Origin of the sequence: Demequina phytophila (assembly GCF_000971135.1) — a bacterium.
In the GTDB taxonomy this organism is placed as follows: Bacteria; Actinomycetota; Actinomycetes; order Actinomycetales; family Demequinaceae; genus Demequina; species Demequina phytophila.
In genome coordinates this window covers 193,770-219,917 of sequence record NZ_BBLW01000004.1, presented here as the reverse complement: position 1 = coordinate 219,917, position 26,148 = coordinate 193,770, and the positions used below count along the sequence as shown (strand labels likewise).

General features: G+C 71.2%; 25 protein-coding genes and 1 tRNA gene. 16 read left to right on the top strand and 10 right to left on the bottom strand.

What is annotated here, in order from left to right; translation table 11 throughout:
• The first annotated feature begins 3 nt into the window (after positions 1-3).
• Complete coding sequence (locus tag AOM01_RS07955; protein ID WP_062291544.1) at positions 4-444, top strand: DUF6912 family protein; 441 nt, start codon at positions 4-6, stop codon at positions 442-444.
• Between the two features lie 12 nt (positions 445-456).
• Here AOM01_RS07955 and hisN read toward each other — a convergent pair whose 3' ends face one another.
• From hisN to AOM01_RS07935, 4 genes are read right to left on the bottom strand one after another with little or no spacing between them, the layout of a single operon-like run.
• The gene (gene hisN, locus AOM01_RS07950; RefSeq protein ID WP_062291541.1) at positions 457-1,242 is read right to left on the bottom strand and encodes a histidinol-phosphatase; all 786 of its coding nucleotides are present in this window, start codon (positions 1,240-1,242) and stop codon (positions 457-459) included.
• A gap of 43 nt (positions 1,243-1,285) precedes the next feature.
• The gene (rsgA, locus tag AOM01_RS07945; protein WP_062291862.1) at positions 1,286-2,305 is read right to left on the bottom strand and encodes a ribosome small subunit-dependent GTPase A; all 1,020 of its coding nucleotides are present in this window, start codon (positions 2,303-2,305) and stop codon (positions 1,286-1,288) included.
• Positions 2,302-3,606: a 3-phosphoshikimate 1-carboxyvinyltransferase gene (gene aroA / locus AOM01_RS07940; RefSeq protein WP_062291540.1), complete on the bottom strand. Its 1,305-nt coding sequence runs from the start codon at positions 3,604-3,606 to the stop codon at positions 2,302-2,304. Before aroA ends, rsgA begins: the two co-directional genes overlap by 4 nt.
• Entirely contained in the window at positions 3,603-4,184 is a 582-nt protein-coding gene (locus AOM01_RS07935; protein ID WP_062291534.1) for a hypothetical protein, read from the bottom strand. The genes aroA and AOM01_RS07935 overlap by 4 nt, the downstream gene beginning before the upstream one ends.
• A gap of 152 nt (positions 4,185-4,336) precedes the next feature.
• Here AOM01_RS07935 and AOM01_RS07930 point away from each other — a divergent pair, with 152 nt between their 5' ends.
• Complete coding sequence (locus AOM01_RS07930; protein WP_062291528.1) at positions 4,337-4,957, top strand: sigma-70 family RNA polymerase sigma factor; 621 nt, start codon at positions 4,337-4,339, stop codon at positions 4,955-4,957.
• A complete protein-coding gene (gene rsrA, locus AOM01_RS07925; protein WP_062291527.1) occupies positions 4,944-5,189 on the top strand; it encodes a mycothiol system anti-sigma-R factor in 246 nt (81 codons plus the stop codon). The genes AOM01_RS07930 and rsrA overlap by 14 nt, the downstream gene beginning before the upstream one ends.
• Before the next feature lie 128 nt (positions 5,190-5,317).
• On the opposite strand, the gene AOM01_RS14835 is transcribed toward rsrA, so the two are convergent.
• The gene (locus AOM01_RS14835) at positions 5,318-5,392 is read right to left on the bottom strand and encodes a 50S ribosomal protein bL37 (protein WP_371327667.1); all 75 of its coding nucleotides are present in this window, start codon (positions 5,390-5,392) and stop codon (positions 5,318-5,320) included.
• A gap of 140 nt (positions 5,393-5,532) precedes the next feature.
• Between AOM01_RS14835 and AOM01_RS07920 the strand changes: the two genes are divergently transcribed.
• Positions 5,533-6,621: a type IV pilus twitching motility protein PilT gene (locus AOM01_RS07920; protein ID WP_062291524.1), complete on the top strand. Its 1,089-nt coding sequence runs from the start codon at positions 5,533-5,535 to the stop codon at positions 6,619-6,621.
• Between the two features lie 158 nt (positions 6,622-6,779).
• On the opposite strand, the gene AOM01_RS07915 is transcribed toward AOM01_RS07920, so the two are convergent.
• The 4 genes from AOM01_RS07915 to AOM01_RS07900 form a co-directional block, all read right to left on the bottom strand.
• A complete protein-coding gene (locus AOM01_RS07915) occupies positions 6,780-7,376 on the bottom strand; it encodes a GDSL-type esterase/lipase family protein (protein ID WP_062291521.1) in 597 nt (198 codons plus the stop codon).
• Positions 7,373-11,146: a multifunctional oxoglutarate decarboxylase/oxoglutarate dehydrogenase thiamine pyrophosphate-binding subunit/dihydrolipoyllysine-residue succinyltransferase subunit gene (locus tag AOM01_RS07910; protein ID WP_228374253.1), complete on the bottom strand. Its 3,774-nt coding sequence runs from the start codon at positions 11,144-11,146 to the stop codon at positions 7,373-7,375. Before AOM01_RS07910 ends, AOM01_RS07915 begins: the two co-directional genes overlap by 4 nt.
• Positions 11,147-11,328: 182 nt before the next feature.
• Positions 11,329-12,132, bottom strand: a complete 804-nt coding sequence (locus AOM01_RS07905) for an ABC transporter permease (protein WP_062291518.1) — start codon at positions 12,130-12,132, stop codon at positions 11,329-11,331.
• Positions 12,129-13,019: an ATP-binding cassette domain-containing protein gene (locus AOM01_RS07900; RefSeq protein WP_062291513.1), complete on the bottom strand. Its 891-nt coding sequence runs from the start codon at positions 13,017-13,019 to the stop codon at positions 12,129-12,131. The genes AOM01_RS07905 and AOM01_RS07900 overlap by 4 nt, the downstream gene beginning before the upstream one ends.
• 113 nt (positions 13,020-13,132) lie before the next feature.
• On the opposite strand from AOM01_RS07900, the gene AOM01_RS07895 reads away from it, so the two are divergent.
• The 9 genes from AOM01_RS07895 (at position 13,133) to AOM01_RS07855 (ending at position 22,322) form a co-directional block, all read left to right on the top strand.
• Entirely contained in the window at positions 13,133-14,431 is a 1,299-nt protein-coding gene (locus AOM01_RS07895; RefSeq protein ID WP_062291511.1) for a hemolysin family protein, read from the top strand.
• Complete coding sequence (locus AOM01_RS07890; protein WP_062291509.1) at positions 14,428-15,468, top strand: hemolysin family protein; 1,041 nt, start codon at positions 14,428-14,430, stop codon at positions 15,466-15,468. The genes AOM01_RS07895 and AOM01_RS07890 overlap by 4 nt, the downstream gene beginning before the upstream one ends.
• A 156-nt stretch (positions 15,469-15,624) precedes the next feature.
• On the top strand, positions 15,625-16,416 hold the full coding sequence (locus AOM01_RS07885; protein WP_228374252.1) for a M15 family metallopeptidase: 792 nt from the start codon (positions 15,625-15,627) through the stop codon (positions 16,414-16,416).
• A gap of 63 nt (positions 16,417-16,479) precedes the next feature.
• The gene (gene ald / locus AOM01_RS07880; RefSeq protein ID WP_062291504.1) at positions 16,480-17,568 is read left to right on the top strand and encodes an alanine dehydrogenase; all 1,089 of its coding nucleotides are present in this window, start codon (positions 16,480-16,482) and stop codon (positions 17,566-17,568) included.
• Between the two features lie 9 nt (positions 17,569-17,577).
• Positions 17,578-18,042, top strand: coding sequence for a hypothetical protein (locus AOM01_RS07875; protein ID WP_062291502.1), 465 nt, complete (start codon positions 17,578-17,580; stop codon positions 18,040-18,042).
• Between the two features lie 20 nt (positions 18,043-18,062).
• Positions 18,063-18,425: a YidH family protein gene (locus AOM01_RS07870; RefSeq protein WP_062291500.1), complete on the top strand. Its 363-nt coding sequence runs from the start codon at positions 18,063-18,065 to the stop codon at positions 18,423-18,425.
• Positions 18,422-18,760 (top strand): DUF202 domain-containing protein, encoded by a 339-nt coding sequence (locus tag AOM01_RS07865; protein ID WP_062291497.1) that lies wholly within the window; start codon positions 18,422-18,424, stop codon positions 18,758-18,760. Before AOM01_RS07870 ends, AOM01_RS07865 begins: the two co-directional genes overlap by 4 nt.
• An 88-nt stretch (positions 18,761-18,848) precedes the next feature.
• Positions 18,849-19,901 carry a LacI family DNA-binding transcriptional regulator gene (locus AOM01_RS07860; RefSeq protein ID WP_062291494.1) on the top strand — a complete coding sequence of 351 codons (1,053 nt, stop codon included), beginning with the start codon at positions 18,849-18,851 and terminating at the stop codon, positions 19,899-19,901.
• 156 nt (positions 19,902-20,057) lie between these two features.
• Positions 20,058-22,322 (top strand): beta-glucosidase family protein, encoded by a 2,265-nt coding sequence (locus AOM01_RS07855; protein WP_062291492.1) that lies wholly within the window; start codon positions 20,058-20,060, stop codon positions 22,320-22,322.
• A gap of 319 nt (positions 22,323-22,641) precedes the next feature.
• Here the strand turns inward: AOM01_RS07855 and AOM01_RS07850 are convergent.
• A tRNA-Arg gene (locus tag AOM01_RS07850) sits at positions 22,642-22,714 on the bottom strand.
• A 220-nt stretch (positions 22,715-22,934) separates the two neighbouring features.
• Here AOM01_RS07850 and AOM01_RS07845 point away from each other — a divergent pair.
• The 3 genes from AOM01_RS07845 to AOM01_RS07835 all read left to right on the top strand — a co-directional run bounded on the left by AOM01_RS07845 (position 22,935) and on the right by AOM01_RS07835 (position 26,148).
• Positions 22,935-24,281, top strand: coding sequence for an ABC transporter substrate-binding protein (locus AOM01_RS07845; protein WP_156155896.1), 1,347 nt, complete (start codon positions 22,935-22,937; stop codon positions 24,279-24,281).
• 77 nt (positions 24,282-24,358) lie between these two features.
• The gene (locus AOM01_RS07840) at positions 24,359-25,297 is read left to right on the top strand and encodes a carbohydrate ABC transporter permease (protein ID WP_062291858.1); all 939 of its coding nucleotides are present in this window, start codon (positions 24,359-24,361) and stop codon (positions 25,295-25,297) included.
• Complete coding sequence (locus tag AOM01_RS07835; RefSeq protein ID WP_062291487.1) at positions 25,294-26,148, top strand: carbohydrate ABC transporter permease; 855 nt, start codon at positions 25,294-25,296, stop codon at positions 26,146-26,148. The genes AOM01_RS07840 and AOM01_RS07835 overlap by 4 nt, the downstream gene beginning before the upstream one ends.

The following is a 26,148-nucleotide window of genomic DNA, read 5'->3' as shown; positions in this document are numbered from 1 at the left end:
CGCATGCGCGTGTACATCCCGGCCACCGTCGACGACCTCCCTCGCTGCGCGGACGGGCTGTGGGAGCCGCCGCTCGCCTATGCCGTGACCGACCGCCTGCTCGCGATCGTCGACTCGGACGACGCGGACGAGCTCGCGGAGATCGCTCGCGACGTCGCCGCCCGTGCCTCCGTGATCGAGGTCGGGTCGCCGCTGCGCGTCGTCGTGGTCGCGGAGCTCACGCGTGCCGAGTGCGAGGCGGACCCGGACCTGCACCCCGCCGCGGTCCGCGTCCAGGGGCGCATCCCCGCCTCGGCGATCGCGTGCGCGTTCGTCGACGAGGCCGACGCGGCCGCGGACGTGCGCGCCGCCGTCGGCGGTGACGAGGACGCCCTCGACTCCCTCGAGGAGCGCGACCTGCTCTGGTACGACGCGTCCGAGCTGGCCCACCTCAAGCCCGCCTGACCTTCATGGAGGTCACGCGAGGCGGCGCAGCACCTCATCGTGGAGCAGCCCGTTGGTGACCAGCGCGTTGCCGCCGTGCGGACCCGGCGTGCCGTCGACGCCGGTGAAGCGGCCGCCCGCCTCCTCGACGATCGGCACCAGCGCGGCCATGTCGTACAGCTCGAGCTCGGGCTCCGCGGCGATGTCGACGGCGCCCTCCGCGACCATCATGTAGCTCCAGAAGTCGCCGTAGCCGCGCGTGCGCCACACGGCATCCATGAGGCCCATGAAGGCGTCCAGCCGGCCGAACTCGCGCCACTCCGACAGGTCCGAGTAGGACAGCGAGGCCTCGCTCAGCGAGTCGACGCCCGACACGGAGATGCGACGGGCGGTCGCCTCCGACGCGCCCAGCCACGCCCCTTGACCGCGCGCCGCGAACCAGCGGCGGTGCAGCGCGGGCGCGCTCACCACGCCCACGACCACGTCGTCGCCGTCGAGCAGGGAGATCAGGGTCGCCCACACCGGCACGTCGCGGATGAAGTTCTTGGTGCCGTCGATCGGGTCCACGACCCACCGCCGCGCGCCCGTGCCCGTGGTCCCGTACTCCTCGCCCACGAACGCGTCGTCGGGGCGGTGCTGGGCGATGGCGTCGCGTGCGATGCGCTCGGCGGCGCGGTCGACCGCCGTCACGGGGGTGTCGTCCGGCTTGGTCTCGACCGTGAGATCCCCTGTCGCGAAGTTCGCGAGGGTGAGGCGGTCGACCTCGTCCGCGATGGCGAGGGCGAGCAGCAGGTCGTCGGCGTAGGGGGCGTCCGTCATGGCTTCAACCTACCGGCGACGATGCCCGGGCCGGGCGGGCGCGTCAGTACTGGTCGCCGGCCGCGCGGGAGGCGAGGAGGCGCCGGATCGACTCGACCCGGGCCTGGCGCGCCGGGTCGTCGGCCGCCCAGGCGTCGAGCTCGCAGCCCAGTGCGGCGCTCTCATGGGTGCAGCCCCGAGGGCAGAGCTCGTCGGTGGCGGCAGACACGTCGGGGAAGGCGTGGATGAACCGGTCGGGGTCGATGTGCGCGAGCCCGAAGGACCGTACGCCGGGCGTGTCCACGATCCACCCCGCGGTGGGGACCTCGTAGCGGATCGCGGACGTCGACGTGTGACGGCCGCGGCCGGTGACGTCGTTCACCACGCCCACCGCGCGGCCCGCGTCGGGGACCAAGGCGTTCACCAGCGTGGACTTGCCCACGCCCGAGTAGCCCACCAGGACGGTGGTGATCCCGTGGAGCTCCTGGCGGAAGCGCACGAAGCCGGGATCGACCTCCGGGCCGCCCTCCCGCTTGGTGGACGTCTCGATCACGGTCACGCCCAGCGGCTCGTAGGCGGCGCGCAGCTCGTCGGCGCTCGCGAGGTCCGCCTTGGTCAGCACCAGGAGCGCCGTCATGCCCGCGTCGAAGGCCGCGACCAGGCAGCGGTCGATCATGCGCGGGTTCGGCTCCGGGTCGGCCAGCGCGGTGACGATCGCGAGCTGGTCCGCGTTGGCGACGATCACCCGCTCGGTGGGATCGGTGTCATCGGCCGTCCGGCTGAGCGAGTTCCTGCGCTCGTCCCGCTTGACCACGCGGGCCAGCGTGTCGGGCGCGCCGGAGACGTCGCCGACCACCTTCACCCAGTCGCCGATGACCAGGCCGCGCCTGCCCAGCTCCCGGGCCTTGACGGCGGTGACCACCGCATCGTCCACCTGGACCGTGTAGCGACCGCGGTCGACCGCGATCACCGTGCCGTCGACGGCCTCGTCATGCGCGGGACGGATCTTGGTGCGAGGCCGCGAGCCGCGCCGATTGGGGCGCACCTTGGCGTCGGACTCGTCGTAGCGGCTCCAGTCGCTCACGCCGAGAGCATCCCCGTCCACATGCGCGGGAAGTCGGGCATGGTCTTCGCGGTGGTCCCGACGTTGATCACGTGCACGCCGGCCACGGCCAGCCCGACGATCGCCGCGAAGGTCGCCATCCGGTGGTCGTGATAGGTCTCCATGGCGGCGCCCGCAAGGCCGCCCGCGGGCACCCCTCCGAAGGTCAGCGAGTCATCGTCCGCCGTGCAGCGTCCGCCCAGCCGCTCCACCTCGGCCGCGATGGCGGCGAGGCGGTCGGTCTCGTGGCCGCGCAGGTGGCCGATCCCGCTCAGCCGCGACGGCCCCTCGGCCAGTGCGCACAGCGCCGCGATGGTGGGCGTGATCTCGCCGGCGGGGGAGAGGTCGGCGTCGATGCCGCGGATCTCGCCGGTGCCGGTCACGGTCATGACGTCGCCCTCGAGCGTGCACGTCGCACCCATGCGCTCGAGCAGCTCGGGGAAGTACGCGCCCGGTTGCGTGGTCGCGGACGGCCAGCCGGGGATGCGGACGCTGCCGCCGGCGACCAGCGCGGCGGCCATGAAGGGGCCGGCGTTGGACAGGTCCGGCTCGACGCGGACGTCCCCCGGACGGATGTCGCCCGGGTGGACCACCCAGGTGCGCTCGTCGGGCTGGTCGACCCGGATGCCTGCCTCGCGCAGCGTCTCGCACGTCATGTCGATGTGGGGCAGGCTCGGCAGGGTCGCGCCGGTGTGGCGGATGGTGAGCCCCTCGGGCAGGCGCGGCGCGGTCAGCAGCAGCCCGGTGACGAACTGCGACGAGGACGACGAGTCGACCTCGACCACGTCGGGCACCTCGGCGGGCGGGGTGACGGTGAACGGCAGCGTGCCGCGGCCGTCGTCGTCGACAGTGGCGCCCAGCAGGCGCAGCGCGTCGAGCAGCGGGCCCATGGGGCGCACGCGGGCGCCCTCGTCGCCGTCGAAGCTCACGGGGCCGTCAGCCAGGAGCACCATGGGAGGCACGAACCGCATGACCGTGCCCGCGAGCCCGCAGTCCACGTGGGAGCCGCCCCGCAGCGGGCCGGGCGTGACACGCCACTCGGCGCCCGCATCGTCCACCTCGACGCCCAGGCCGCGCAACGCGCCGATCATGAGCTCCGAGTCGCGCGAGCGCAGGCCGCCGCGGACCGTCACGGGCTCCGCGGCGAGCGCCGCGAGCACCAGGTAGCGGTTGGTCAGGGACTTCGAGCCGGGGACGGAGACCGTCGCGTCGAGGGGACGATGCGCGGCGGGCGCGTCCCACGCCTCGCCGAGTCCGGTGCCGGAGGGAAGGGTGCCGCTCACGCGGCGCGCTTCTTCTTCGCGCTCTTCGAGCTCTTGGCGGGCGTGGCCTCGGGCTGGTCCTTCGCCTTGGCTGCGGCCTTGAGAGCGGCCTTGACCTCCGCCTTGGCCTCCTTCTCCTTCAGCTTGGCCTCGACCGCCTTCTCCTTGGCCTTGGCCTTCTTTGCCTTCTTGCGGTCGATGTGACGCTGGCTGTGGCCCGCCGTGGCCGCGAGCAGCACGCCGCCCACGAGCGACACGTTCTTGAGGAACTGCTCGAGCTCCGCCTCCTTGCGCGCCTCGTCCTCCTCCTTCCAGAAGGGGTGGGTGAGGGCCGCGGTGGCGCCGGCAAGACCCGCGAGGCCGAGCGCGGCTGCGCGCGGGCTGCGTGACAGCGCGAGGGTGGCGGCCAGCGCGACGGATGCGGCGCCGTGGACCTTCACCAGGTCGACGGTGCTGACCTCCTCGAGACCCAGCTCCTTGAGCGCGGGCTCGACGGTGGGGGCGACGCGCGCGGCGCGCGTCTCGGGCTCGAGATAGCTCTGGACGCCTCCGTAGATGAACCACGAGGCGAGGAGCGGCCGGGCAAGTGCACGCAACATGCCTCCTACGCTACCAACACGCGGGCGTGCCGTCAGGGGCGGGAATGCGAGAGCGAGGCTCACCGTTACGGACCTTTGTGACGACCACCGTGGAGAGGCCCCGGGCGTCGCGCACTCCCGCGCGACGTCCCACGCCTGTACGCTCGCAACCGATGACCGACATTGCAGAGTTCGACTTCGAGGCCGAGGCGCTGTCCTACATGGACCAGCTGTACGCCGCCGCGCTGCGCATGACGCGCAACGGCGCGGACGCCGAGGACCTGGTCCAGGAGACGTTCGCCAAGGCGTTCGCCGCGCAGGACAAGTTCACGCCGGGGACCAACCTCAAGGCGTGGCTGTACCGCATCCAGACCAACGCGTTCATCAACACGTATCGCAAGAAGCAGCGTGAGCCCAAGCGCTCCGACGCGGAGTCCGTCGAGGACTGGCAGCTCGCCGCCGCGGCGGAGCACACGTCGAGCGGTCTCGCCTCGGCCGAGGACAACGCGCTCGACGCGCTCGGCGACGACGAGATCAGGCGGGCGCTGTCCGAGCTCTCGGAAGATTTCCGCATGGCCGTCTACCTCTCCGACGTGGAGGGGTTCGCGTACAAGGAGATCGCCCAGATCATGGACACCCCCGTGGGGACCGTGATGTCCCGGCTGCACCGCGGCCGGAAGCTGCTGCGAGAGAAGCTGCGCGACTACGCCGCCGAGCGTGGTCTCTACGAGAAGGCGCCCGTGAAGAAGGGCCAGAAGGACAAGGACGGGGGTGTGTGCCGTGCCGAAGCCTGAATGCGAAGAGGCGCTCGATCGACTGTTCGAGTACATCGACCACGAGCTGCCCGAGGATGAGATCCACCGGATCGGCGAGCACCTCAAGGAGTGCGCGCCGTGCGAGGCGGAGCACAAGATCAACGAGAAGATCAAGCGCCTGGTCAACAAGGCTGGTCACGAGGTGGCGCCCGAGGAGCTGCGCTCGCGCATCCTCGAGACCATCCGGGCCACCCGGCCCGAGAGCGCCTAGCGAGCGCCGGGGACGATGCCTGGGGCGCGTCACGCGCCCCGGTCACCCGCGCATCGTCCCCCTGAGAACGACGAAAGCCGCATCGGCGAGGCCGATGCGGCTTTCCTCATTCATCCGGGCGGAACGGCTCAGGCGTTGGGCCGCTTGCCGTGGTTGGCGCCACCCTTCGCGCGCGCCTTGCGCTTGCGGCCTCGCTTGCTCACAACGTTCCCCTTTCTGGACGCAGGAATTCGACCCCCTATCCTCCCACATCTGAGGACCTCGTCACACCGGGGGCCCGGGTGGCGGCGGTCACGGCTACGCTCCCCTCAAGCCGGGTGAGCCGGATGCCGATGGAGGAACCGTGAGCGATCAGCCCCAGTCAGTCATCCCGTTCCTGCATGCGCTTGCCTCGACGGGCGGCTCGGACCTGCACTGCAAGGTGGGCTCCGCGCCCCGCGTGCGAGTCGACGGCCGGCTGCGCAAGCTGCAGGTGCCGCCGCTGACCCCCGAGGACACGCGCCACATGGTCGCGCAGGTGCTGCCCGAGGACCTGGTCCCCGTGTTCCGCGACACGCACGAGGCCGACTTCGCGTTCTCGCTGTCCGGCGTGGGCCGCTTCCGCGTCAACGCCTACGTGGCGCGCGGCGCCGAGGGCCTGGTGTTCCGTCGCGTCGCGGTGGGAGCGCAGAGCTTCGAGGAGCTGGGGCTGCCCGGCGTCATCGCGGACCTCGCGCTCGAGCCGCGCGGCCTGGTCCTGGTGACCGGCCCGACGGGCTCCGGCAAGACCACCACGCTCGCGTCGATGATCGACCTCATCAACAGCTACCGCGAGGTCAACATCGTCACGATCGAGGACCCGATCGAGGTGCTCCACCAGGACAAGAAGGCGATCATCTCGCAGCGTGAGGTGCGCTCCGACACGCTCGACTTCACGTCCGCGCTGCGCGCCGCCATGCGCCAGGACCCCGACGTCATCATGGTCGGCGAGATGCGCGACATCGAGACGGTCCGCGCGGCGCTGTCCGCCGCCGAGACCGGCCACCTGGTGCTCGCGACGCTCCACACGGTGGACGCGCAGGACACCATCAACCGCATCGTCGACTTCTTCACGCCGCACGAGCAGAACCAGGTCCGCGCGACCCTCGCGCAGACCCTGCGCGGCATCGTGTCGCAGCGCCTGGTGCGCAAGGGCGACGGCGGTGGCCGCACGCTCGTCGCGGAGGTGATGGTCAACACCGGCCGCACCGCCGAGGCGATCGTCGACCCGTCGAGCCAGCCGCCCATCCTCGACCTCATCGCCGAGGGCGAGTACTACAAGATGCAGACGTTCGACCAGCACCTGTTCCAGCTGGTGCGGGACAACGTGGTCGCGCTGGACGACGCGGTCGCGATCGCGTCGCGTCCGCACGACCTGCTGGTGGAGCTGCGCGGCGCCGGCGTCATCGACTGACGCCTCGCGGCTCTCGGGGGCGCGTTGTCCCCGAGCCGCGTTCCACACGAGAAATGCAGCTGCATGCCTCTCACCAGGGGTGATGTGCGGACAGTTGCATCGGGTGAACGTTCACACCGGGCATGGTGTGTGGAGACTGGCAGCGGAACTCCGGCCCATCAGGCCGCGGGTGGCTCGATGCCGAGCCACGAGTGCCACCGCGAGTGCAGCACCAGCCACGCCATGAGGCCGTAGCCGGCCTGCAGCGGCAGCGAGTCATGGCCCGTGGCCATGTCCGCGCCCCACTGCTCGTGGCGCGCGAGCGGGCCGTACATGTCGATGTAGCCCACGCCCCGGCGTGAGGCGGCGTCCTCGCACACGGCGGCGAGCTCCGCGATGCGCGGGTTGTCGGCCTCGGCGCCCGGCGGGGGGCCGGCGATGAGGGTCTCGAAACCCAGCGCGTGCGCCCGGTCGAGGAAGTTCGCGATGTTGAGCCGCGTCATCGTGGGGGAGACCCCGCGGTGGACGTCGTGGCGGCCGATCGCGAAGAGCACGTGGTTCGCCGTGGGCTCGCTGCGCGCGGTGCGGCGCAGCGCCTCCTCGTCCCATCGGCTGGTGAGCTCGCCGGTGGTCTCGTGCGGCACCGCGAGCGTGTGGAACGCGAGGTCGGGCGCGAGGGGGAGGGTGCGCGCCGCGACGCGCCCCGCCCACCCCAGCGCCTTGGGGTCGCCGTGCCCGGCGACCAGCTCGTCGCCGACGAGGAAGACGTTCCTCATCGGGCGAAGGCCCGCGCGACCAGCTCCGCCTGCTCGGCCGCGTGGCGCGACGCCAGGCCCGAGGCGGGCGAGGCGGACGCCGGGCGGGACACCACCCCGAGGGTGGTGCCGACCACCTGCGGAAGGCTCAACGACATGCGCGACCACGCTCCCTGGTTCTGAGGCTCCTCCTGGACCCACACCAGCTCGGCGCCATCGAACGGGGCGAGTGCCTCGCGGATCGCGTCGTGCGCGAGCGGGTACAGCTGCTCAAGACGCACGATAGCGGTCGCCGTGTCCCCGGTACGCTCACGCTCCGCGACGAGGTCGTAATAGACCTTGCCCGCGCACAGCAGGACGCGGTCGACGCCGCCCGGATCCACGGCATCATCACCGATGACCTCACGGAACGTGCCCGTGGTGAAGTCCTCGACCGCGGACTGCGCGGCACGCAGGCGCAGCATCGACTTCGGCGTGAAGACGATGAGCGGCTTGCGGGGTCGGTTGTACGCCTGGCGGCGCAGCAGGTGGAAGTAGCTGGCGGGCGTGGACGGCATCGCGGCGATCATGTTCTCCTCGCCGCACAGTTGCAGGAAGCGTTCGACGCGCGCCGACGAGTGGTCCGGGCCCTGGCCCTCGAAGCCGTGGGGCAGCAGCAGCACCACGGACGAGGACTGCCCCCACTTCTGCTCGGAGGAGGAGATGAACTCGTCGATGATGGTCTGCGCGCCGTTGACGAAGTCGCCGAACTGCGCCTCCCAGACCACCAGCGAGTCCGGCCGCTCGACCGAGTAGCCGTACTCGAATCCCAGCACGCCGTACTCCGACAGCGGGGAGTCGTAGATGTGCAGGCGGGCCTGGTCGGAGGACAGGTACAGCAGCGGCGTCCACTCGGAGCCCGTGTTGCGGTCGTGGTAGACGGCGTGTCGTTGGACGAACGTGCCGCGGCGCGAGTCCTGTCCGGACACGCGGACGGGGACGCCCTCCTGCAGCAGCGTGCCGAACGCGAGGATCTCGCCGTAGCCCCAGTCGATGCCGCCCTCGCGGCTCATGACCTCGCGACGCTCGAGCAGCTTCTCGAGCTTGGGGTGGACGGAGAAGCCCTCCGGCGGGCGGACGTGGGCGCGTCCGATCCGCTCGACCTGGCTGGCCGACACGGCCGTCTTCCAGCCCACCATCACTCCGGCGTCCGAGGACTGCGAGGACGGCAGCTCGAGGCCCGAGATGGCCTCGGAGTCGGACGCCGGCTTGTAGCCCTCGCGCGTCTCGATGAACACTCGCTCGAGCTGGGCGAGGTAGTCCTTCGAGACCGACTCGGCCTCCTCGGTGGTGATGTCGCCGCGACGGATGAGCGCCTCGGTGTAGAGGTGGCGGACGGAGCGCTTGCCCTCGATGAGGTCGTACATGCGCGGCTGCGTCATCGACGGGTCGTCGCCCTCGTTGTGACCGCGGCGGCGGTAGCAGACCATGTCGACGATCACGTCGCGGCCGAACCGCTCGCGGTACTCGAACGCGAGTCGCGCGGCGCGCACGCACGCCTCCGGGTCATCGCCGTTGACGTGGAAGATCGGGATCTGGAAGCCCTTGGCGATGTCGGTGCAGTAGCGCGTCGACCGCGAGGACTCGGGCCCGGTGGTGAAGCCCACCTGGTTGTTGATGATGACGTGCACGGTGCCGCCGGTGCGGTAGCCCTTGAGCAGCGCCATGTTGAGCGTCTCGAGGACCACGCCCTGGCCGGCGAAGGCCGCGTCGCCGTGGATGAGGACCGGCAGGACGGGGTAGCCGTCCGTCGCCGGGTCCGCGCCCAGCGCGTCGAGCTTGGCCCTCACGATGCCCTCGAGCACCGGGTCGACCGCCTCGAGGTGCGACGGGTTACCGGCGAGGTAGACGCGCGTGGTGGCGCCCGACTCGGCGGTGAACGTGCCCTCCGTGCCCAGGTGGTACTTGACATCGCCCGAGCCCTGCACGGAGCCGGGCACGGCGGTGCCCTCGAACTCGGAGAAGATCTGGCCGTAGCTCTTGCCCGCGAGGTTGGCGAGCACGTTGAGGCGGCCGCGGTGGGCCATGCCGATGCAGACCTCGTGGACGCCCGCCTCGGCGGCGGCGCTCATCACGGAGTCGAGCAGCGGGATCAGGGACTCGCCGCCCTCGAGGGAGAAGCGCTTCTGGCCCACGTACTTGGTCTGCAGGAACGCCTCGAACGCCTCCGCCGCGTTGAGGCGGTGCAGGATCCGCAGGTGCTCCTCGCGCGTGGGCTTGGTGTAGCCGTGCTCGAGGCGGTCCTGGAAGAACGAGCGCTGCTCGCGGTCCGCGATGTGCATGTACTCGAGGCCGATGGTGCGGCAGTACGCGTCGCGCAGGCGGCTGAGCACCGTGCGCATCTTCCACGACTGCTGGCCGGCGAAGCCGCCGGTCTCGTACGAGCGGTCGAGGTCCCACAGGGTGAGGCCGTGCGTCTGCACGTCGAGGTCGGGGTGCTTGCGGGGACGGCTCGACAGGGGGTCCACGTCGGCCATGAGGTGGCCGCGCGAGCGGTACGCGTGGATGAGCTCCGCGATGCGCGCCGGCTTGGCGGCCTCGGTGGCGGGGTCGGTCGCGGCGTCCTGCACCCAGCGCACGGGCTCGTACGGCACGCGGACGGACGAGAACACGCGGTCGTAGAAGCCGTCCAGACCCAGCAGCTTGCGGTGCACGATCCCGAGGAACTCGCCCGACTGCGCGCCCTGGATGACGCGGTGGTCGTACGTCGAGGTCAGGGTCATGACCTTCGACACGCCCAGCCGGGTCACGGTGTCCTCGGACGCGCCCTGGAACTCGGCGGGGTAGTCCATCGAGCCGACGCCGATGATCGCGCCCTGGCCGTTCATGAGGCGCGGCACCGAGTGGACCGTGCCGAGCGTGCCCGGGTTCGTCAGCGTGAGCGTGGTGCCCTGGAAGTCGGCGGCCTGCAGCGCGCCGTTGCGGGCGCGGCGCACCACGTCCTCGTAGGCGGACCAGAACTCGGCGAAGTCCATGCGGTCCGCGCCCTTGATCGACGGCACGAGCAGCTGGCGCGTGCCGTCCGGGCGCGCCAGGTCGATCGCGAGGCCCAGGTTGACCGAGGCCGGCGTCGACAGTGCGGGCTTGCCGTCCTGCTCCGCGTACGCGACGTTCATCGACGGGAACTCGGCCAGTGCCTCGACGATCGCGAAGCCGATGAGGTGCGTGAAGCTCACCTTGCCGCCGCGCGTGCGTGCCAGGTGGTTGTTCACCACCACGCGGTTGTCCATGAGCAGCTTCGCGGGCACGGTGCGCACCGACGTCGCGGTGGGCACCGCGAGGCTCGACTCCATGTTCTCGACCACGCGCGCGGCGGGGCCGCGCAGGCGCGCGATGCCCTGGGTCACGTCCTTGGGCGCGACCTGCGAGAGCTCGGCGTGCTGCAGGTAGGCCGCGGTGGGCGCCTGCGCCGTCGCGATGGGCTGCGTCGCGGTCGGGTCCGCCTCGGCGGACGATGCGGCGGTCGCGGGCGCCGGCTTGCTGCGGGGCGCCTCGGGGGCGGCGGGCGACGTGGCGTCCTGCGCGGGCTCGGCCGCGGGGGTGGGAGCGTCGGCGCGCTGCGCGGCGGGCGGCGGGGGAGGCGGCGGCGGGATCGCACCCGCGGAGGCGGACGGGGTCACCGTCGGGATCGCCTGCGTGGGGGGCTGGGGGACGGTGGGGTTCTGCCCGGCGTCAGGGGTCTCCTGGCGCGTGGCGGCATCGCCCGGCGTCGCATCTGCCCCGCGCGCGTCGCCCAGGATGAGCGACGCCACGGATGGGGCACCTGCAGCGCGGGCGACGGAGACACGGTCGGTATCGGGCGCAGAGGTGTCTGGGGACACGGTGGAGGCCGCTCGCTTTCTTGGCGCATCAGCGTCGATGGTGATCAGTGGTTCCTATCTTCCACGCAAACGGGTCGGGGTCGGAACCACCTTCCGAAAGTTTTGGGGAACCTTTACGAGATGTCGTGACGGAAGGTCGTCCGCCACCCGATCGCCGCGGCCACCAGGCCGTATCCGAGCAGCACGAGCAGGCCCGCCCAGGCGGGGAGCAATGTCGCGAGCCCCGACGCCGAGTAGAAGCTGGTCCCGACCACGGCCTCGCCCGCGGCGCCAGGCAGGAACCGCGCGATCGGTGCGGCCGCGCTCCAGAACCCCGCCGCGAGCCGCACGAGAGGTTCGACGAGCTGGGTCCACACGATCAGACCGACGATCACGCCCACCTGGTGGGTGACGGCCGTGCCGAATCCCACGCCGACGAGCGTCCAGGCGGCCATCGCGGCGACGGTCGCGCCCAGGGCGCGCCACACCTCGGCGTCGCCGAGCATCGTCTCGGCTCCTGCGAGCGCGAGCGCTGGCGCGCCCGCCGCGACGGCGACGGCCGCCGCGACCAGCCCGTAGAGGAGGGCGAACGGGATCGCGGCGAGCAGCTTCGCGGTGATGACGCGGGCGCGCCTCGGCTCGGCCAGCAGCGTGGTCGCGATGGTGCGGTGCCGGAACTCGCTGGTGACGATGATCGCCCCGAAGGCGAGAGGGAACACGTACGCGAGCGAGACGCCCGCGGTGTACACGGTGAGCGCGAGGTGGGACGGTTCGATCGCGAGCGGCTGCCCGTCGGGTCCGGTGGTGTCGCCCAGCGTGAGCGCGAGCGCGAACACCACGGCGAAGAAGGCGACGGCCACCGCCATCATGGCGAGCAGGGCCCACCACAGGCGCGTGGTGAGGATCTTGCGCAGCTCGCTGCGGATCGCGGCGCTCATGCCGCCTCCTCGGTGAGCCGCAGGAACACCTGTTCGAGGGTCTCGCCCGTCTCCGTCAACCGGTGCACCTCGACCCCCGCCGCGAACGCGTGCGCGCCGAGCTCCGCCGGCGTGAGCTGCGGCACCGTGAGGTCGTGGGGCGAGGTGAGCGTGGCGCCGGGGAGCGCGTCCGCGAGCCGCGCGAGGCGCGCCGCGTCGGGGGAGGCGAGCGAGGCGGCCGGGTGGGCGAGGTCGCGCAGCTCGGCGAGCGAGGACGCGTGACGGACCCGTCCGCGCGCGATGATCACCACGTCGTCGACCGTCTGCTCGACCTCCCCGAGCAGGTGCGAGGACAGCAGCACGGTGCCACCGTGCGCGGCGAATGCGCGCACGAATCCGCGCATCCAGGTGATGCCCGCGGGGTCGAGGCCGTTCGCGGGCTCGTCGAGCACCAGCGCGGAGGGATCGCCCAGGAGCGCGGTCGCGAGCCCCAGCCGCTGCCGCATGCCCATCGAGAACCCGCCGACGCGACGCCGGGCCGCCTCGGTGAGGCCCACGGTCGCGATCACCTCGTCGCAGCGGTCGTCCGACGCGCCGACGAGTGGAGCGACCGTGCGCAGGTGGTCGAGGGCCGTGCGGCCCGGATGGAACGCGGTCTCGAGCTGCGCGCCGACCAGTGCGGCCGGGCGGTCGAGGTCCGGGTAGGGGCGGCCGCCGATCCGAGCCTCGCCCGCCGTGGGCGAGACGAGGCCGAGCAGGGTGCGCAGCGTCGTGGACTTGCCGGCGCCGTTGGGACCCAGGAAGCCGGTGACGCGGCCCGGCTCCGCCACGAACGACACGTCCTGGATCGCCGTGACCGCGCCGAAGGTCTTGGTCAGGCCGGCGATCTCGATGAGCGGTCCGTCCATGGCGCCGCCTTTCGCTTGTTGTTATAGATGAAATATAACAGTTGCGGCCTGTGCGGCGCGCGCCGTCGCCTGTATCCTTTCGACACCATGGACCCTGACAGTTCCGGCCGACCATGACCGCCTGGCTCCTCGTGGGCGTCGGGGTGCTCCTCACGCTCGGCACCGCCGTCTTCGTCGCCGCCGAGTTCTCGCTGGTCGCCCTCGACCCGTCCCACGTCGAGGACCAGGGTCGCGGACGCCGGGTCCGCACCGCGCTGCGGCGCCTCTCGACGCAGCTCTCGGGCGCCCAGGTGGGGATCACGCTCACCACCATCCTGCTCGGCTACACCGCTCAGCCCGCGCTGGTGGAGCTGCTGTCCGTGCCGCTGTCGACCACGCCGCTCTCGCGCGCCGCGGTGGCGGGGCTCGCCGGCATCGTGTCGCTCGTGGTCGTCAACGCGTTCTCGATGATCGTCGGGGAGCTCATCCCCAAGAACCTCGCGCTCGCCGAGCCGCTGCGCACCGCGGAGGTCGCGGCGCCGCTCAACATGGCGTTCACCGGGGCGCTGCGTCCCGTCATCGCGCTGCTCAACGCCGCGGCCAACGGGATCCTGCGCCTCATGGGGATCGAGCCGAAGGAGGAGCTCGCGGGCGGACGCTCACGGCAGGAGCTCGCCGCGCTGGTGAGCCGCAGCGCGGAGGCGGGCACGCTCGCACCCTCGACGGCGCTGCTGCTCAAGAACTCCATCGAGCTCGACGATCTCGCGGCGATCGACGTGATGACGGACCGGACGCGGCTGCACACGCTCGGCCGCGACGCCACCGCGGCGGACGTCATCGCCGCGTCGCGCGCGACCGGCCACTCGCGCTTCCCGGTGGTGGGGGAGGGCACCGACGACGTGCTCGGCATCGTCCACCTGCGGGCGGCGATCGCGGTGCCCGCGCATCGTCGCTCCGAGGCCGCGGTCCGCGCCCTCATGGCGGATGCCCCCCGCATCCCCGAGACCATGCGGATGAGGCCGTTGCTCGTCGAGCTGCGCGGCCTCGGGCACCAGTGCGCGATCGTCGTGGACGAGTACGGCGGCACCGCCGGGCTCGTCACGCTCGAGGACGTGGTCGAGGAGCTCGTGGGCGAGGTCGCCGACGAGCACGACCGCCGTCGCGCCGCCGTGCACCGCGCGCCCGGCGGCGCGTGGATCGTGCCCGGCGACCTGCGGCCGGACGAGGTGCGCGAGCGCACGGGCCTGGTGATCCCCGAGTCGCCCGCGTACGAGACCCTGGGCGGGTTCGTCATGGCGCGCCTGGGACGCGTCGCCGAGGCCGGCGACGCGGTCGCGGCACCCGGAGTGGGTGCACGCGTCGAGCGCATGGACGGCCGCCGCATCGATCGCGTGCGCCTCACCCCGATCGAGATCGCGGAGGAGGAGCGATGAGCGCGGGCATGGTGGTCGCCGTGGCCGCGCTGCTGCTCGCGAACGCGTTCTTCGTGGGCGCGGAGTTCGCGATCATCTCCGCCCGCCGCAGCTCGATCGAGCCGCGCGCGGAGCAGGGCTCGCGTGCCGCGCGCACGGTCCTGTGGGCCATGGAGAACGTCTCGCTCATGCTCGCGACGTCGCAGCTGGGCATCACCGTGTGCTCCGTCGCGCTGGGCGTCGTGGCGGAGCCCGCGCTCGCGCACGCCCTCGAACCGGTGCTCCACGCGTTCGGGCTCGGCGAGGCGGCGGCGCATGGCGTCGCGGTCGCGATCGCCCTGCTCGTGATCGTCGGGTTGCACGTGGTGGTCGGCGAGATGGTCCCCAAGAACGCCGCGGTGTCGAGCCCCGACCGCGCCGCCATGGTGTTCGGTCCGCCGCTCGTCGCCGTCGCGCGGGCCGTGCGCCCGATCATCGTCGCGTTGAACTGGGTCGCGAACGCCACCGTCCGCATGCTCGGCTTCGAGCCCAAGGACGAGGTCACGAGCGCGTTCACCGCCGACGAGGTCCACAGCATCGTCGAGCGGTCCTCCGCGGAAGGCACCATCTCCGACCCGACCGGCCTGCTCACCACGGCGATCGAGTTCTCCGAGCGCTCCGTGGAGGAGGTCATGGTGCCCCTCGACGGCGTGCGCGCCGTCGCGCTCGGCGTGACGGTCGAGGAGCTCGAGGAGGTCGCGACCGACACCGGATTCTCGCGGTTCCCCGTGACCGAGGGCGGCGTCTACGTGGGCTACCTCCACATCAAGGACGCGCTCTACGCGCGGCCCGGTGAGCGTGAGGAGCCCATCCAGGCGTGGCGCGTGCGCGACCTGCCGGCCGTGGAGCACGGGGCGGAGGTCGAGCTCGCGCTCGCGCTCATGCGGCGCTCCGGCGCGCACGTCGCGACCGTCATGCGCGACGACCGCGCGGTCGGCATGGTGTTCCTCGAGGACATCCTCGAGGAGCTGGTCGGCGAGGTGCGCGATTCGCTCGCCCGGAGGGACGCGAGCGCGTAGCAGGACGGTGACCGATCACGGGATGTGACGGAGCCGACATCCCCAGGGGGTTGGCCCCATCGTTACCATTTGGTAATAATTGACGCGGACGCCCCGGCGGAGATGACGCCCCGGGACGTTCGTGCATCCGATGTCCGTGGCCCCAAGGAGGCGATGGTGAGCAAGCGCGCCGCCCATCACGCGCTCCGACCGACCCACCGCTCCCGCAGGGAGCGCCGCGTCGAGCACACCGCCGAGATCCAGGTGCGCACCAGCCTGCGCCGCCGGAAGCTCGTCACCCGCGCGGGCGTCATGGTCGGCTTCCTGGCCGCCATGGTGATCTACCCGGTGATGGGCACCATCACGCCGTACGCGAACGCGGCCGAGCAGATCCCCGGCGTGGTGAAGGGCCAGTCGCCCACCACCGCGACCGCGATCCTGGGCGCCGGCCCCCAGTTCGAGTCCTCGGACCTGCCCCTGCCGACGGTCGACGACCAGTCCGGCGCCGTCCTCACCGCGAACGACATGCCCGTCGCGTCGAGCCTGCTGCCCGACTGCGATCCCGAGTTCGACCCCGTGATGTCCAACGGCAACCTGCGCAGCGATCAGCTGTGCTCGCTGTGGATCTCCGGCCAGGCGCTACGCCCCGACGCCGCGCTCGCCTTCGCGGCGCTCAACGAGCGCTTCAAGTCCGAGTTCGGCACGGACATCTGCATCACCGACTCGTACCGCAGCCTGTCGAGCCAGTACGCGACCAAGGCGTCCAAGGGCTATCTCGCGGCGACCCCGGGCACGTCGATGCACGGGCTCGGGCTCGCGATCGACCTGTGCAGCACGCACGCGTACGGCGTCTACTACACGTGGTTCGCGAACAACGCGGCCACGTACGGCTTCTGGAACCCCGACTGGGCCAAGACCAGCAAGTACGAGCCGTGGCACTGGGAGTACCAGACCTACGACCGCTACTGACGTCGCGCCCGCCCCGCCCCCAGGTCCTGGTGTAGGACTGGAGGGAGACGCGAGGAGGCGGCGATGCGTGTCGGTGTCCCCACGGAGACGAAGAGCGGCGAGACGCGTATCGCGCTGACGCCCGCCGGCGCGCACGCGCTCGCGGCACGGGGGCATGACGTGCTGGTGCAATCCGGCGCGGGAGACCGCGCGGGGGTCACGGACGCCGACCTCGCGGCCGCCGGCGCACGCCTCGTGTCCGCACAGGACGCGTGGGCCGCGGACCTGGTGATCAAGGTCAAGGAGCCGCAGCCGGACGAGCTCGGCCTGCTGCGCGACAACGCGTTGTTCACGTTCCTCCACCTGGCGGCGAACCCCGCGGTCGCGGACGCGCTGGTCCGCGCCGGCACCACGGCGCTGTCGTACGACACCGTCCAGGCCGCGGACGGGTCGCTGCCGCTCCTCACGCCGATGAGCGAGGTCGCGGGGCGGCTCGCGGTGCTCGCCGGCGCGCACCACCTGCTCGGGCCGCACGGCGGGAGGGGAGTGCTGCTCGCGGGCGTGCCCGGCGTGCCCGGCGCGCGCGTGACCGTGCTGGGCGCCGGGGTCGCGGGCTCGCACGCGATCGCGCAGGCGGTGGGGCTCGGCGCCGACGTCACCGCGATCGACCTCTCGCTGCCGGCGCTGCGCCGCCTGGACGAGCGTCACGGCGGTCGCGTGCGCACCCTCGCGTCGACGGCCCACGCCATCGCGGCGGAGGTGGAGGAGTCGGACCTGGTGATCGGGGCCGTCCTGCTGCCCGGGCGTCCCGCGCCCGTCGTCGTGACCGAGGCGATGATCGCGCGCATGCGTCCCGGCAGCGTGCTGGTCGACATCGCGATCGACCAGGGCGGATGCATCGAGGGTGCGGTGCCCACGACGCATGACGACCCCGTCAGGCGGGTCGCGGGCTCGCAGGTCTACGCCGTCGCGAACATGCCCGCCGCGGTCGGCGTGACCGCGACGCGGGCCCTCACCAACGCCACCCTGCCGTACATCCTGAGGCTGGCGGACGGGGTGGACGATGCCGTGGCCGGGGACCCCGCGCTCGCCGGCGGGGTCAACGTGCGGGACGGGCGCATCGTCCACCCCGCCGTGGCGGAGGCGCTCGGCGAGGCGAGAACACCCGCCTAGGCTGGGGCCATGTCCGAGGCCCCCGACGCGAACCCGACCCCCCGCACCTGGATGCCCCTCGCGATCGCCGCGTCGGTCGCCGCGCTCGTGGTGATCGGGGCGTTCGTCGCGTCGGGCCTGCGGTCCGGCATGAGCGAGGGAAGGGCCGACGCGGTCGAGGTGTGCGAGGCGGCATACGCGGACTCGGCGACCGACGGGGAGGCGCTCCCGCGCATCGTCGCCGGGGATGTCTACGGTGCCGCGGAGTGGCGCGACCTGCGCGCGTTCCTCGAGGAGCAGGGGCTCCTCGACTCCGCGGGGGTCGAGGTCGACGAGGTCGAGGCCGAGGCGTCCGCCGCCGCCCTCGCGGCGGAGGGCCGCGACCACGTCACCGTGGTGTGGTGGCTCGACAGCGAGGAGCACCTCGCCTGCGAGGTCGACGTCGTGGGCGACGCCGCGCTGCCCGACACCGTCGCGATCGTCCCGCTCGGCTGACCTCGCCCTACGCTGGCACCATGGCCGACTCGCCTGGCTTCCCTCGCCGCGTCTACGGCGTCGGCGACGCCCCCGATGCCCGGTTCTCGATGGCCAACGAGCGCACCTACCTCGCCTGGACCCGCACCTCGCTCGCGCTGTTCGCCACCGGGGTGGGCCTCGAGGCCCTCGATGCTCCCATCCACGTCACCATCCGGCTGATCGTCGCGGTGCTGTTCTGCGTGCTCGGGATCGTCGCCGGGGTCGCGGGGCTGGTCGGGTGGTTGCGGGCCGAGCGCGCGCTGCGCCTCGGGACACCGCTGCCGGGGCCCCGCGTGGGGATGCTCGTCACGGTGGGCGCGGTGACGGGGATGGTGCTCGTGGTGGTCGGGATGGTCGTGTGACGGACGGCACGGCCGCGGACGAGGGCCTCGCGCTCGAGCGCACGGCGCTCGCGTGGCAACGCACGGCTCTGGCCTTCGCGGTCGCGTCGCTGGGAGCCGCCGGGGTGTTCGCGCCGGTGGCCGGGGCGGCGGTCGCGCTCGCCGCGGGCGGGTCGCTGTGCGCGCTCGCCACGCTCGCCGTCGCGGTGCTGCGGTACCGGGCCGTTCACCTCCATCGGGTGCGCACAGGTCGGCACCTCGGACCGGGCCTGCTGGTGGCGGCGATGTCGGCGGCCGTGCTCCTGCTCGGCGCGGCGTGCGTGATCTACACCGTGGTCGGGTACGCGGGCGGCTGAGGCGCGCCCGGCTCGGGAGCCGCTCCCCGGACCCGCGCACGTGTCATGCCTGCGAGATCGCACCCCGACGCGCCCGTAGAGTGAGCGCGTGACCTCAGGACCGTCCGTCCGCCGCGCCGCCGCGGCGCGGCGTAGCAGCCTCGCCGACGTGGCGGCGCTCGCGGGCGTGTCGAAGGGCACGGTGTCGCACGTGCTCAACCACCCGGAGCGCGTCGCGGAGGCCACGCGCCAGCGGGTCGAGAGCGCGATCGCGGAGCTGAGCTTCGTGCCGCACGGCACCGCGCGCTCGCTGGCGGTCGGCACCATGCCGGCGGTCGGTCTGGTGCTGTCGGACGTGGCGAACTCGCTGTTCGTGGAGATGCTGCGCGGCGTCGAGCGGATCGTCGAGGAGCGCAACGGATACGTCCTCATCGCGAACTCGTACACGGATCTCGACCGCGAGCGGCGGTACCTGGGGATGTTCGAGGCGGTGCACACCCTGGGCGCGCTCGTGTCGATCAACAACGCGGCCCACTACGAGAGCCTGGCCGCGAATCATCGCGGCGAGCGGCCGCTCGTGTTCCTCGACTACCGCAACCTCGACGACCGCTATTGCTCGGTCCACGCCGACAACCGCGCCGGCGGTGCGATCGCGGCCCGTCACCTGGTCGGGCTCGGCAGGCGCCGCCTCGCCGTCGTCTCGCCGCCCCACGAGCTGCAACCGGTCGCCGAACGCCTTGCCGGCTTCGAGGAGGTGGTGGACGCGAGCGACGCGAGCATCGTCGCGCGCGTGAGCGTGGAGAACGTGCACCGCGCAGACGGGTGGCGCGTGGGCCGCGAGCTGCTGCCGAGGATCGAGGCCGGCGACATCGACGGGATCTTCGCCGTCGCGGACCTCGCTGCGGCCGGGCTGCTTCAGGCGGTGTCCGCGTCGGGCACCGTCGACGTCCCGGGCGACGTCGCGATCGTCGGATACGACGACAACCAGGAGGCGTGGGACAGCCCCATCCCGCTGACCACCGTGCGGCAGCCGGGCGAGGACATGGGCGCGCGCGGCGCGGAGCTGCTGTTCGAGGAGATCAACGACCCGAGCCACGAGCACCGCGTGGTAGGCCTCGCACCGAGCCTCATCGTGCGACAGAGCACGGTCGGAACCGCCTGACCCGGTCCGTCGACGCTGAAACGTTTCGTTTTGCGAAATGTGCTCGTTAACAGCCGCTATATGTTGCGACGTCCGTATTCGGTTGATACGTTCCAACCGGGTTGAAGCGGTTCAACCTGGCCGCAAGGTCTCTCAAAGGCGAGAGAAGGAGCATCAATGTCCCCACGACTGACACCGGGCGGGCGCCAGCGGCGCCGCGCCTCCGCCGCGCTCACGGTCCTGGCCGCGGGCGCCATCGCGGTCCCCGCGATCGCAACCACGGCGACCGCCGCAGACGAGCCCCTCGACTGCTCGACCGTCCCCTGGATGGACACGAGCCTGACCGCCGAGCAGCGTGCCGAGGCGCTTCTCGACGCGAGCTCGCAGCACCAGATCTACCGCTGGCTGGTGGAGCAGCCGGCCAACGACCCGACCCGCGTGCAGTGGAACCCGAGCAACGTCGGCGACGGGTTCCCCGGGGACACCCTGCCGGTGATCTACCCGGCCCAGGTGGAGTGCACGCCCAAGGTCGTGTACACCAACGGTTCGGAGGGTGTGCACCGCACCGCGGGCACCACCGCATGGCCGGTGCCCGTCGCGAACGCGGCGACCTGGGACCTCGACCTGCAGGTGGCGCGCGGCGCCGCGATCGCGGACGAGTCGTTCGACAAGGGCCGCAACGTCGTGCTCGGTCCCGGCGTCAACAGCGCCCGCGCGCCGCTGTCCGGGCGCACGTCCGAGTACTTCGGCGAGGACCCGGTGCTGTCGGGGCTGCTCGCCGGCGCGACCATCCGCGGCATGGAGGACGAGAACGACCCCTCCAAGCCGGTGGTCGCCAACCTCAAGCACTACTACGCGAACGAGCAGGAGATCGATCGTTCGGCGAGCTCGTCGAACATGTCGGAGCGGGTGGCGCGCGAGATCTACAGCCTTCCCTATGAGATCGCCGTCACGGACTCCGACCCGGGCAGCATCATGTGCTCGTTCAACCAGGTCAACGGGGTGTGGGCCTGCGAGGACCCGATCCAGCAGGTCGTCCTCAAGGACGAGGTGGGCTTCAACGGCTACATCATGAGCGACTTCGGCTCGGTGCACTCGACGGGTGCGTCGCTCATGGCGGGCATGGATCAGGAGCTCAACCGGCCGAAGTGGTTCACGCCGGCGCGTCTCGATGCGGCCCTCGCGGCCGGCGAGATCACGCAGGAGCGCATCGAGGAGGCGGCGATGAGGGTCGTCACCGCGCTCATCGGCGAGGGCGTGTTCGACCACCCGCTCCCCGCGACCCCCGTCGCGAACGCGTCGACGCCGGAGCACAAGGCGCTCGCGCGTGAGATCGCCGAGAAGTCGATGGTGCTGCTGAAGAACGAGGACGCGCTCCCGCTCGCCCCCGCCTCGGGCGACTCGATCGCGATCATCGGTGCGACCGCGTCGACCACCCCGACCAACGGCATCAGCGCGACGCGGGCCTGCAGCACGGGAACCACGGGCAACGTGCTCAACTGCAGCGCCATCGTCGATCCGCTCACCGCGATCACGGCGCGCGCCGCTCAGGACGGCGCCTCGGTGACGTTCAACGGCGGGGCGGACCTCGCCAGCGTCGCGGCCGATGCCGCTGCCGCGGATGTGGCAATCGTGTTCGGCTACACCAACCAGGGCGAGTTCTCGGACATGGCCGACATGGTGCTCGACAACGGTGGTGACGCGCTGATCGAGGCGGTCGCCGCCGCGAACCCGAACACCGTCGTGGTGCTGCAGACCGGCAGCGCGGTGGAGATGCCGTGGCTCGACGACGTCCCGGCCGTCATGGAGGCGTGGCACGCGGGCGAGCAGGTGGGACCCGCACTCGCGTCGCTCCTCTTCGGGGACGTCGCGCCGTCCGGCAAGCTGCCGATGGCGTTCACGCCCGACCTCGCGACCGGCCCGCTCCTCACCGCGGAGCAGTACCCAGGCGTCGAGATCATCAACGGCATCCGCCAGGTCGAGTACACCGAGGGGCTCGAGGTGGGCTACCGGTGGTTCGAGGCGAACGGCGTGGACCCGCTGTTCGACTTCGGCCACGGCCTCACCTACACGGACTTCGAGTACTCGAAGCTGCAGATCACGCCCACGTCGCACCAGGGCACCAACGACGTGCGCGTCCGCTTCCGGCTGACCAACACGGGCGACACCGCCGCGACCGAGATCGCTCAGGTGTACCTCGAGCTGCCCGCCTCCGCGGGGGAGCCGTCCAAGCGGCTGGCCGGATGGCAGCACGTGACGCTCGAGCCCGGACAGCACAAGAACGTCCAGGTGACGTTCACCGGTGACGACCTCGAGGACCTGCGCCTGCTGCAGTACTTCGACGAGTCCGCGGGTGCGTGGACCACCGCCAAGGGCACCTTCACGGTGCACGTCGGCGGCTCGGTCGACACGGTGCTGGAGGACACCTTCACGCAGAAGTAGGAGCGTGGTGCGGGAGGCCCGAGGCGAACGCCTCGGGCCTCCCGTGCTGTCCGGATCGCTCTGGGACGATGCGGGGGTCGCCTGGATGCCGCGGGCTCCGGCTTCCTGTGCGTGGGGTACGAAGCGGCGCGGCGGCCGGCTCCGGTGATCCACGAGACCCGAAATCCTGCCCGATCTGTGCACCGGTGCATCAGCCTGGCGCGGGGGATCGCTCGGCCCGATGCGGGGACCGCGAAACACGGCGTGGCGGCCGCTCCGGAGACGACGAAGGCCCCTCGTGCGAGGGGCCTTGCGTGCGTCGACATCCGGTGTCGAAGAGTGCCCCCGACAGGAATCGAACCTGCGACCTACGGTACCGGAAACCGGCGCTCTATCCGCTGAGCTACGGGGGCATGCCCGGACTGGCCGGGCCGAATGAGGATATCAGCAGGGCGCACCCGTGCGGACACGGCCCGCGAACACGTCGATCTCCACCCGCGGAGGCGAAGGAGCGCCCGCTCGAGACCCTCTCGTTATTGAATCGTTACACAAACCCTTGCGGGACCAAGGACCCCCATGCTTGAATCGGTTCAACGGCAGGGCAATGGTGCCCGCCGGAACAGGAGGACAATGATGCCTTTCCGTCTCCGCCGCGGTGCCTACGCGCTCCCGGCCGTCTTCGCGGTCTCGGCCCTCGGCCTTGCCGCCTGCTCCTCGGGGGGCGACCCCGAACCGTCCGGCTCCGCCGGTGGCGCCGAGACCACCGAGGCGATGGAGCCCGTCGAGCTCAGCTTCCTCGTCGACAGCACCGAGACCACGGTGGGGATCGTCGAGGCCCTGACCGCGGCGTACACCGCCGAACACCCCGAGGTCACCTTCGCGATCGAGGAGCGTCCGCAGGGCGGTGACGGCGACAACATCGTCAAGACCCGCCTCCAGACCGGCGAGATGTCGGACCTCTTCTGGTACAACTCCGGTTCGCTCTTCCAGGCGCTCGCGCCCACCAAGACGCTCCTCGCGATCGACGACCTGCCCAACGCCGGTGCCATCTCCGACACGTTCAAGGCGGGCGTGACGGCCGACGGCAGCCTCTACGGCGTGCCCGCGGGCACCGCCATGGGTGGCGGCGTCATGTACAACATCCCCCTCTACGAGGAGCTCGGTCTCGAGATCCCGACCTCGTGGGACGAGTTCATGGCGAACAACCAGGCGATCCTCGACGCGGGCGACGCCGCTCCCGTCATCCAGACCTTCGGTGAGACGTGGACGTCGCAGCTGTTCGTCCTGGGCGACTTCGCCAACGTCCTCGCGGTCGACCCCGAGTGGGCGGACAAGTACACGGCCAACGAGGTCAAGTACGCGGACGGCCCGCCGGCGATCGACGGCTTCACGCACCAGCAGGAGGTGTTCGAGGCCGGCTACCTCAACAAGGACTTCGCGTCCGCGGGCTTCGCAGACGGCGTGCGCATGGTCGCGTCGGGCGAGGGTGCTCACTACCCGATGCTCAGCTTCGCCCTCTCCGAGCTTCAGGCGAACTCGCCCGACGACGTCGCGAACGTCGGCTTCTTCGCGATGCCGGGCGACGAGGGCGACAGCCCGCTCACCACGTGGCTGTCCGCGGGCATCTACGCGCCGGCCACGACCGAGCACGCCGACGCCGTGAAGGACTTCCTCAACTTCGTGGCGACGCCAGAGGCCTGCGACATCCAGACCGAGGCCGTGGGTGCCCAGGGCCCGTACTTCGTCGACGGCTGCACGCTGCCCGACGACGTGCCGCAGATGGTGGCGGACATGCTGCCGTACTTCGACGCGGGCAACACCCAGCCGGCGCTCGAGTTCCTCTCGCCCATCAAGGGCCCGGCCCTCGAGCAGATCACCGTCGAGGTGGGCTCCGGCATCCGCTCCGCGGAGGACGGCGCCGCGCTGTACGACAAGGACGTCGAGAAGCAGGCCCAGCAGCTGGGCCTCGAAGGCTGGTGACCTGAGGGTTCCCTCACCGACACGCGGTGGGCCCGGCCTCGCCGGGCCCACCGCCCCCTCAGGAGAGACTCATGACCATGACGACAACGACGTCTCAGACCGGCTCCGCCTCCGCATGGCCCGCCGAGCCGGAGCCCACCGCGAGGAAGCGGCGCGGCAAGAAGCGCAGCCCGTACCCCATGTGGTTCTACCTTCCGGCGGCGATCATCTACATCGGCCTCTTCGTGGTGCCGACGTTCACGTCCTTCTACTTCTCGCTCACGCGCTGGACCATCTTCGACTCCGAGTTCGTGGGCCTGGAGAACTTCCAGACGTTCTTCTCGGAGCCTTTCCTCTTCCAGAGCCTGATCCACACGCTCATCTACGCGGCCATCACCTCCGGGCTGAAGGTGGTCCTCGGGCTCCTGATCGGCGTCTTCCTCTCGAGCCAGATCATCGCGCGCGGCTACCTCCGCAGCGTCGTGTTCTTCCCCGTGCTGGTCTCGGCGGTGGGCGTGGGTGTCACCTTCTCGGTGCTGATGGACCCGTTCGACGGCCTCATCAACAAGTCGCTCGCCGTGTTCGGTATCGAGGGACCGGGCTGGCTCACCGACCCGAACCTCGCTCTCTACTCGGTCGCGTTCGTCGATGTCTGGTCGGGGGTCGGCATCGCCACCCTCATCTACATCGCCGGAATCGTCGCGATCCCCCAGGAGTACTTCGAGGCCGCGAAGGTCGACGGCGCGAACGCTGTGAAGTCGTTCTGGAACATCACGCTTCCGCTCATGCGTCCCGCGACCACCACGGTGATCATCCTGTCCCTCATCGGGGGTCTGAGGTCCTTCGCCCTCATCTGGACCATGACGAACGGCGGACCTGGGTTCAGCTCGGACGTGCTCGCCTCGATGGTCTACAAGCAGTACCAGGCGGGGTTCTACGGCCTGTCCACGGCGGGCAACGTGGTGCTCTTCGTCCTGGTGGCGGTCATCGTCGTGCCGCTGTTCTGGTTCCTCAACCGCAAGGAGGTCGACCAGTGACCACCGCAACGAGCACCCCGAAGCTCAACCGCACGTACAAGTGGGCCGGCGGTCTTGCCGGCATCGTCGTCACGACCGTCGTCTTCATCGTGCCGTTCATCTTCATCGTCCTCACGGCGTCGAAGACGGGCCAGGAGGCCTCGCTTCTCGAGTTCTCATGGCCGACCGAATGGCGCTTCTTCGAGAACCTCGTCGAGGTGGTGCAGGCCCGGGACTACATCCTCGTGACGGCGTTCATCAACTCGACGATCCTCACCGTCGGCTCGGTCACGCTGATGGTGGTCGTCTCGGCGCTCGTCGGCTACGTGCTGCAGCGCCGCAGGTCCAGGTGGAACGGTCTCATCAGCTTCCTGGTGCTCGCGGGGCTCATCGTGCCCCCGGCCGTGGTGCCCACCATCTGGGTGATGCAGGGCCTGGGCATCTACAAGACTCTCCACGGCCTCATCCTCATCGAGGTCGCGTTCGGCATGGCCTTCTGCATCCTCATGTTCCGTGCCTTCGTGGCGACCATCCCGCGTGAGCTCGACGAGGCCGCGATCATGGACGGGGCCGGCCCGATCCGCCTGTTCTTCAAGGTGATCTTCCCGCTGCTGCGCTCCGTGATCGTCACCGTGGTCGTGGTCCAGTCGGTGTTCGTCTTCAACGACTTCCAGAACCCCCTGTACTTCCTGCCGGGCGACAAGGGCGCGACGGTGCAGACCACGCTCTATGCGTTCCAGGGCCAGTTCTCGACCTCGTGGAACCTGCTCTTCATGGACATCCTGCTCATCACGCTGCCCATGCTCCTCATGTACATCTTCTTCAACCGTCAGATCGTCGCCGGCATGACGTCCGGCGCCGTCAAGGGGTGA